Here is a 7866-nt window from a genome sequence, read left to right as displayed (position 1 = left end):
CGGCGAGGAGTTCTACCTGCGCGACCACGTCGTCGGCGGCGACCTCGTCCTGCCCGGCGTGGCCTACCTGGAAATGGCCCGCCTGGCCGGCGAACTGGCTGCCGCCCCGGCCCCGGTGCGCGGCGTCGACGGTCTGGTGTGGGCCAGCCCGGTCCGCCTCCCCGCGGGCGGCGAGCACCGGCTGGTGGTCAGGCTCACCGGGACCGCCTTCGAGGTGGCCGGCGCCGCCGAGGGTGCCCCGGTGCACGCCCGCGGCACCCTCCTGCTCGGCGAGCCCGAGCCCGAGCCCGAGCCCGAGCAGCCCGGGCAGCCCGAGCAGCCCGAGCCCGCCGATCGCCCGTCCCGGGTCGAGCTGGCGGGTGTGCGGGCTCGCTGCGCCCGGGTGCACTCCGGCGCGGACTGCTACCAGGCCTTCACCCGGCTCGGCTTCGCCTACGGCCCGAGCTTCCAGGTGATCGAGGAACTCGCCGAGGGCGAGCACGAGGTACTGGCGACGCTGCGGCTGCCGGCCGAGCGCCGAGCGGACGCCGACGCCTACGTCTTCCACCCCTCGCTGCTCGACGCGGCCCTGCAGACCGCGGGCCGGCTGGCCCCCGGCGCCGGCGACCCCGCCGTCCCGGTGCCCTACCTGCCGTACTCGCTGGGCTCGGTGCGGCTGTACGGCCGGCTGCCGGAGCAGGTGTACGCCTACGCCACCCGCTCGACGCGCGCGGTGCCGCCCGGCACACTCAGCTTCGACGTGGCGCTGCTGGATGCGAGCGGCCAGGTGGTCGTCGCGATCCAGGACTTCACGCTGCGCGCGGTGCCCACCCGCCAGCCGGTGTCCGCCCGCCCGCCGATGGACACGGTGTCCGCCTTCGAGGCCCACTGGCAGCCCGCCACCCCCTCCCCGCGCCAGGTGACCGGCACCGTGCTGCTGCTGGACGCCGGCTCCCAGGGCATCGCGGTGGGCGCTGCGCTGGCCGAGCTGGGCGTGACCACCCACCGGATCGAGCTGGGCGCCGGCTTCGACGCCGAGGCGGCGGTGCGGGCCGGGCAGCACGGGCCGGTCCAGGTGGTGCAGCTGGCCGGCGAGCAGAGCGACCCCGGCAGCGCGCTGGAGACCGGGTTCCACCCGGCGCTGGCCTTCCTCCAGGCATGGCAGCGCGAGCGGCGCGGCGCGCTGCGCTACCTCTACGTCCACCGCGAGCCCGCCGCCTCGCCGGTCCACCCGGCGATGGCCGCCTTCGCCCGCTCGGTGCGGCTGGAGCACCCGGCCGTCGACTTCGGCGTGCTGGCGGTCGCGGCCGGCTCCCTCGCCGAGGCGGTGGTCGCCGAACTCGGCGCCGAGGGCGAGCCCGAGGTGCGGATCGGCGAGACCGGCCGGACCCGCCGCGCCTGGCGCAAGGCGGAACTGCCCGCCCCCACCGGTTCGGCGTTCACCGGCCCCGGCGCCCACCTGATCACCGGCGGCACCGGCGCGCTCGGTCTGCTGCTCGCCGAGCACCTGGCCGCCGCCCGGCGCACCGCGGGGCTGTCCACGGACGGGATCCTGCTCGCGGCCCGCCGCGAGCCCGACGCGCGGACCCGGGAGCGGATCGCGGCCATCGGCGCCCGTTTCGTGCGGGCCGACCTCGCCGACGCCGCCCAGGTGCGCGCGCTGGTCGCCGAGGCCCGTCGCGCCCACGGCTCGGTCAGTGGCGTGCTGCACGCCGCCGGGGTGCTGCGGGACGGCCTGCTCCAGCGCAAGGAGCGGGCGGACGCGCAGGCCGTGCTGGCTGCCAAGGTGCACGGCACGGTGCTGCTGGACGAGGCGACGAAGGACGAGCCGCTGGACCACTTCGTGCTCTTCTCCTCCGCGGCCGCCGCGTTCGGCAACATCGGCCAGAGCGACTACGCCTTCGCCAACGCCTTCCTGGACCACTTCGCCGCCGAGCGCGAGCGGCAGCGCCGCCTGGGCGACCGGCAGGGCCGCACGCTCTCCGCCGCCTGGCCGGTCTGGACGGACGGCGGCATGCGGATCGACGCCGCCGCCGAGGAGTACATGCACCGCGTGCTCGGCATGCGGCCGCTGCGCACCGCCCCCGGCCTGGACGCGCTGGAGCGCGCGCTGGCCGGCGGCGCGCCGCACCTGCTGCTCGCCCCGGGCGACCCGGCGCGGATCCTGGCCGCCCTGGACGGCGGTCCGGCCGGCCCCACCGCGCACCCGGCCGCCGCACCGCAGGCGGCCGCGCACCCGGCTTCGGGCGACCCGCAGGCGCAGGCCGAGCAGCTGCTGCTGCGGCTGCTGGCCGAGGAGTTGAAGCTCCCCGAGGCGGAGATCGCCGTCACGGAGTCCTTCGACCAGTACGGCGTGGACTCGCTGATCACCATGAGCCTGGTGCGACGGCTGGAGGAGCACTTCGGGCCGCTCTCCAAGACCCTGCTCTTCGAGTACGTGACGGTCCGTGAGCTGGCCGCCCACCTGGCGGCCGAGCACCCGCAGGCCTTCGCCGCACCCGCCGTCCAGGCAGTCGTACCCGAACCCCCGGTCGTACCCGAACCCCCGGTCGTCGCCGCACCTGCGCCCCTCGCCGCACCCGCGCCCCTCACCGCTCCGACGCGCTCCGCCGCTCCGACACGCCCCGCCGCCGAGAGCGACGAGATCGCCATCATCGGCGTCGCCGGACGCTACCCCCAGGCCGACGACGTCGACGAGTTCTGGCGCAACCTGCGGGCCGGCCGGGACAGCGTGGAGGAGATCCCGGGCGAGCGGTGGGACCACGACGGGTTCTACGACCCCGACAAGTCCGTCTTCGGCAAGACCTACGGCAAGTGGGGCGGCTTCGTGCGCGGCGCCGACCGCTTCGACCCGCTCTTCTTCCGGATGTCGCAGATCGAGGCCGAGCACACCGACCCGCAGGAGCGGGTCTTCCTGGAGACCGTCTGGCACGTGCTGGAGGACGCCGGCTACACCCGTGAGCAGCTGCGCGGCACCCGCACCGGCGTCTTCGTCGGCATGATGTACGGCCACTACCAGCTGTACGGCGTGCAGGAGGCGCTGCGCGGCAAGGGCTTCGCCACCTCCTCCTCCTATGCCTCGGTGGCCAACCGGGTGTCGTACTTCTTCGACTTCGCCGGGCCCAGCGTCGCGCTGGACACCATGTGCTCCTCCTCGCTGGTCACCATCCACCAGGCCTGCCTGGCGATCCGCAACGGCGACTGCGAGGTGGCGGTGGCGGGTGGCGTCAACATCTCCAGCCACCCGGTGAAGTTCCTCCAGCTCGCCCAGCGCGGCTTCCTCGCCGAGGACGGCCGCTGCCGCAGCTTCGGCGAGGGCGGCACCGGCTACGTCCCGGCCGAGGGCTCCGGCGCGGTGCTGCTCAAGCGCCTGGACGCGGCCCTCGCGGACGGCGACCGGATCCTCGCGGTGGTCAAGGCCTCAAGCGTCAACCACGGTGGTGCGGGCGCTGGTTACAGCGTGCCCAACCCCAAGGCGCAGGGCGACCTGGTGCGTGCCGCGCTCGACCGGGCGGGGCTCAGCGCGGCCGACCTGGACTACCTGGAGGCGCACGGCACCGGCACCGCCCTGGGCGACCCGGTGGAGGTCAACGGCATGCTGCGGGCCTTCGGCAAGGAGCTGCCCGAGCGCCTGCCGATCGGCTCGGTCAAGTCCAACATCGGGCACGCCGAGTCGGCGGCCGGGATCGCCGCGATCACCAAGGTGCTGCTGCAACTGCGGCACGGCGAACTGGCCCCCTCGCTGCACGCGGAGCGGCTCAACCCGAACATCGACTTCGCCGCGACCCCGTTCCGGGTCCAGCGCGAGGGTGCGCCGTGGCCGCGCCGGGTCCTCGCGGACGGCACGGTGCGGCCCAGGACCGCGGGCGTGAGCTCGTTCGGCGCCGGCGGCACCAACGCGCACATCATCCTGCAGGAGTACCTCGGCGAGCCGAGCCCGGCCCAGCAGCCGGTCCCGGGACCGCAGTTGGCCGTGCTCTCCGCCAAGGACGCCGGCCACCTGACGGCGCAGGCCCGCCGGCTGGCGGCCCACCTGCGCGCCGAGGGCGCCCGGACGGCGCCCGCCGAGGTCGCCTGGACCCTGCAGAGCGGGCGCGAGGCGATGGCCCACCGGCTCGCGGTGCTCTTCCACGAGCTGCCGGAACTTGCGGCCCTCCTGGATGAGTTGGCCGCCGGCGGCCGCCCGGCCGGGAGCTGGAGCGGCGTGGTGGACCCGCGGCGCCCGGCCGCGGGCGAGGCACCGGCGGCCGAGCCCGCCGCCTTCGCCGAGGCCTGGACCACGGGTCGGTCGGTGGACTGGTCGGTCCTGCACCCCGCTGCCCGGCCAGGGCGAGTGCCGCTGCCCGGCTACCCGTTCGACGGCGACCGGGTCTGGCTGGCCGCCGCGGAGGCCGAACTCGCCGCGCTGACCACCGCCGACCAAGGCGAACGCGCCTCCCAGGGGCTGCTGTTGACCCGGCAGTGGGTCCCCGCCCCGGCCGCCGCCCGCAGCGCGCTGCCCGGCCGCACCGCCGTCCTGGCCGTGCCGGGCACCGAGGCGCTGGCCGCCCGGCTGGCCGCCGTGCTGCCCGCCGTCGAGGTGCTGACCACCGAACGGCTCGCCGCGGAGCTCGCCGACCCCGCCACCCGCTGGGACCGCTTCGACGCCGTGGTCGACCTGGCCGGCTGCGCCGACCCGGCGCTGCCGCCCGCGCACTCCCTGCTGCCGAGCTGGCTGCGCTGGCTCCAGCACCAGGTCGACCGGGGCCGGCGCGAGCTGAGCGTCCTGCTGGTCTCCCGGGGGACCGAGAGCGGGCAGGGCCCGGTCGGCCTCGGCGGCGCGGCCCGGGTGGGCCTGTACCGGATGCTCCAGAGCGAGTACCGCCACCTGCGCTCCCGCCACCTGGACCTGGAGCGGCAGACCACGGACGAGCAGCTGTGCCGCTGGGTGGCCGAGGAGCTGGCCACCGAGGGCGATCCGTCCGAGATCGGCTACCGGGACGGCATGCGGCATCAGGCCGAGCTGCGCGAGCTGCCGCAGCACGGGCAGGGCGGGCAGGGCGGCCGGCAGAGTCAGCAGGGCCAGCACGGGCAGGGCGGGCAGGGCGGGCAGCGCGAGCCGCGGTTCCCGGCCGGTCACGTGCTCTGGGTGACCGGCGGCACCCGCGGCATCGGGCTGCTGACCGCCCGGCACTTCGTCGCCCGGCACGGCGTGCGCAAGCTCGTCCTCACCGGCCGCGAGGCGCTGCCGCCCCGGGCGGAGTGGGCCGGGCACATCGCCGCCGACAGCCCGCTCGGCCGCAAGCTGCGCCCGCTGGCCGAGCTGGCCGCGCAGGGCGTCGAACTGGAGGTGCTCGCCGTTCCGCTGGAGGAGCGGGAGGCGCTGGCCAAGACCCTGGCGGAGGTCAGGCTCCGGATGGGTCCGGTGGGCGGTGTGATCCACAGCGCCGGCTTCACCGACTTCGAGAACCCCGCCTTCGTGCGCAAGTCGCAGACCGGCATCGCCCGGGTGATCGGCCCGAAGGTCTTCGGGGTGGACGCCCTGGTGGAGTGCTTCCGCGACGAGCCGCTGAGCCTGTTCGTGCTGTACTCCTCGGTCGCCGCCGTGCTGCCCGCGCTCGCGGTCGGCCAGAGCGACTACGCGATGGCCAACGCCTACCTGGACGCGGTCGCCGAGGCTCGTCCGTACGGGTTGCCGCTGGTGAGCGTGCAGTGGCCGAGCTGGAAGGAGACCGGCATGGGGGAGGCGCGCAGCGCCGCCTACCAGGCCTCGGGTCTGGCCACCCTGACGGACGAGCAGGGGCTCGACCTGCTGGACCGGGCCCTTGGGAGCGGCGCCCGAGTGGTGCTGCCCGCGCTGGCCAGGCCGGGCGCCGACTGGCGTCCCGAGCGGCTGACGGCCCGTCGCCTGGAGGCGGCCCCGGTCGCTGCCACGGCCGCCCCGGCAGCCGTCCCCGCCCCGGCAGCCGCCCCCGCGCCGGTCGTGGCAGCGTCGGCCGCCGGTGTGCGGCTTCAGGGTGCGATCGCGGCGGTGGCCGCCTGGCTGCTGGACCGGCTCGCGGCGGATCTGCGCTTCGACCGGGCGAAGCTGACCGGTGACGTGCCGGTGCAGGACTTCGGCATCGACTCGATCATGGTCTCCCAGCTGGTCCAGACCGTCGCCAAGCGGCTCGACGTCTCGGTCGACCCCTCGGCGCTGCTGGAGTACCCCACGGTCGACGGCTTCGCGGCCTACCTCGCCGAGGAGCACCCGGTGGAGCTGCTCGCCGCCTTCGGCACGGCCGCCCCGAGCGCCCCCGTGGCGGTGCCCCCTGCGCAGACGCAGGCGCAGGCGCAGACGCAGGCTCCGGCCACCGCGCCCGCCCGGCCCGCCACCCAGCCCGCCGAGCGCCCTGCCGCCGGGCCGCTCCGCGCCACCGGCGACATCGCGGTGGTGGGCCTGTCCTGCCGGTTCCCCGAGGCCGGTTCGGCCGAGGCGTACTGGGAGCTGCTGCGCCAGGGCCGTTCGGCGCTGCGCCCGATCCCCGAGCGGCGGTTCGGCCGTCCGATCGGCTACCACGCCGGCCTGCTGCCCGAGGAGCTGCGCTTCGACCCGGAGGCCTTCCTGCTCTCCGAGGCGGACGTCGCGGCCATGGACCCGCAGGCGCTGCTGCTGCTGGAGGAGGTGCACCGCGCCGTGCACCAGGCCGGGTACCGGCCGGCCGAGCTGAAGGGCCGTCGGATCGGCGTCTACGTCGGCGGCCGCGCCACCCACACCCCGGACGGTGCGCTGCTGGAGCAGGCGAAGAACCCGGTGGTGGTCACCGGCCAGAACTACCTGGCCGCCAACATCTCGCAGTTCTTCGACTTCCAGGGCCCCAGCCTGGTGGTCGACACCGCCTGCTCCTCCGCCCTGGTGGCGATGGACATGGCCGTGCAGGCGCTGCGCACGGGCGACATCGAGTCGGCCGTGGTCGCCGGGGTGAGCCTGCTCGCGGACGACCGAGCCCACCAGGTCTTCGGCCGGCGCGGACTGCTCAACCCGGGCGCCGAGTTCCACGTCTTCGACAGTCGCGCGGCGGGCCTGGTGCTCGGCGAGGGCGTCGGCGTCGTCCTGCTCAAGCCGCTGGCCGCGGCGCAGGCCGACGGCGACCGGGTGCTCGCGGTGCTCAAGGGCATCGCGATCAACAACGACGGCCGCACCGCGGGCCCGGCCACCCCGAACCTCCAGGCGCAGAAGGAGGTGATGGTCCAGGCACTGACCCGCAGCGGCCACCAGCCGCAGGACGTCGGTTGGGTGGAGGCCAACGGCTCCGGCTCGACCGTCACCGACCTGCTCGAACTCAAGGCGGTGGAGGGGGTCTACCGCAGCGGCTCGGCCCAGCCGGTGGCGCTCGGCTCGATCAAGCCCAACATCGGCCACCCGCTGGCCGCGGAGGGCATCGCCGCCTTCGTCAAGGTGGTGCTGATGCTGCACCACCGCGAGCAGGTGCCGTTCGGCTCCGGGCAGGAGCCGCTCAAGCACTTCGACCTGGCCGCCTCTCCGCTGTACTTCCCCAGGGAGCCGCAGCCCTGGCCGGCCGCGGCCGAACTCGCCGCCATCAACTGCTTCGCCGACGGCGGTACCAACGCCCATCTGCTGCTCGCGCCCGCACCGGCCGGCCACCTCGGCGCCCGCACCCCGCTGGCGCAGCCCGAGCTGAACCGTCGGGTGGTCATCCGGGGGACCGCCGAACCCGTGGCGCCCGCCGCCGCGGGCCTGTTCTGGGACACCTACCGATGACCGCGCCGAGCGTCCGCGCTACCTCCCCGGATGCTGGTCCGGCCGCCGGTCCGGGTTCTCTGCCCGTGGTCTTCATGTTCTCCGGGCAGGGCTCCCAGTACTACCGGATGGGTGAGGAACTCTTCGACGAGGACGAGGTGTTCCGC

General features: G+C 75.6%; 1 protein-coding gene. It reads left to right on the top strand.

From position 1 onward, the window contains the following. The first annotated feature begins 16 nt into the window (after positions 1-16). Positions 17-7720, top strand: coding sequence for an SDR family NAD(P)-dependent oxidoreductase (locus ACFZB9_RS36745; RefSeq protein ID WP_391454497.1), 7704 nt, complete (start codon positions 17-19; stop codon positions 7718-7720). Positions 7721-7866: the final 146 nt, after the last annotated feature.

It is taken from the genome of Kitasatospora sp. NPDC008050 (assembly GCF_042957465.1).
In the GTDB taxonomy this organism is placed as follows: Bacteria; Actinomycetota; Actinomycetes; order Streptomycetales; family Streptomycetaceae; genus Kitasatospora.
This window is presented reverse-complemented; position numbering and strand designations above follow the sequence as displayed.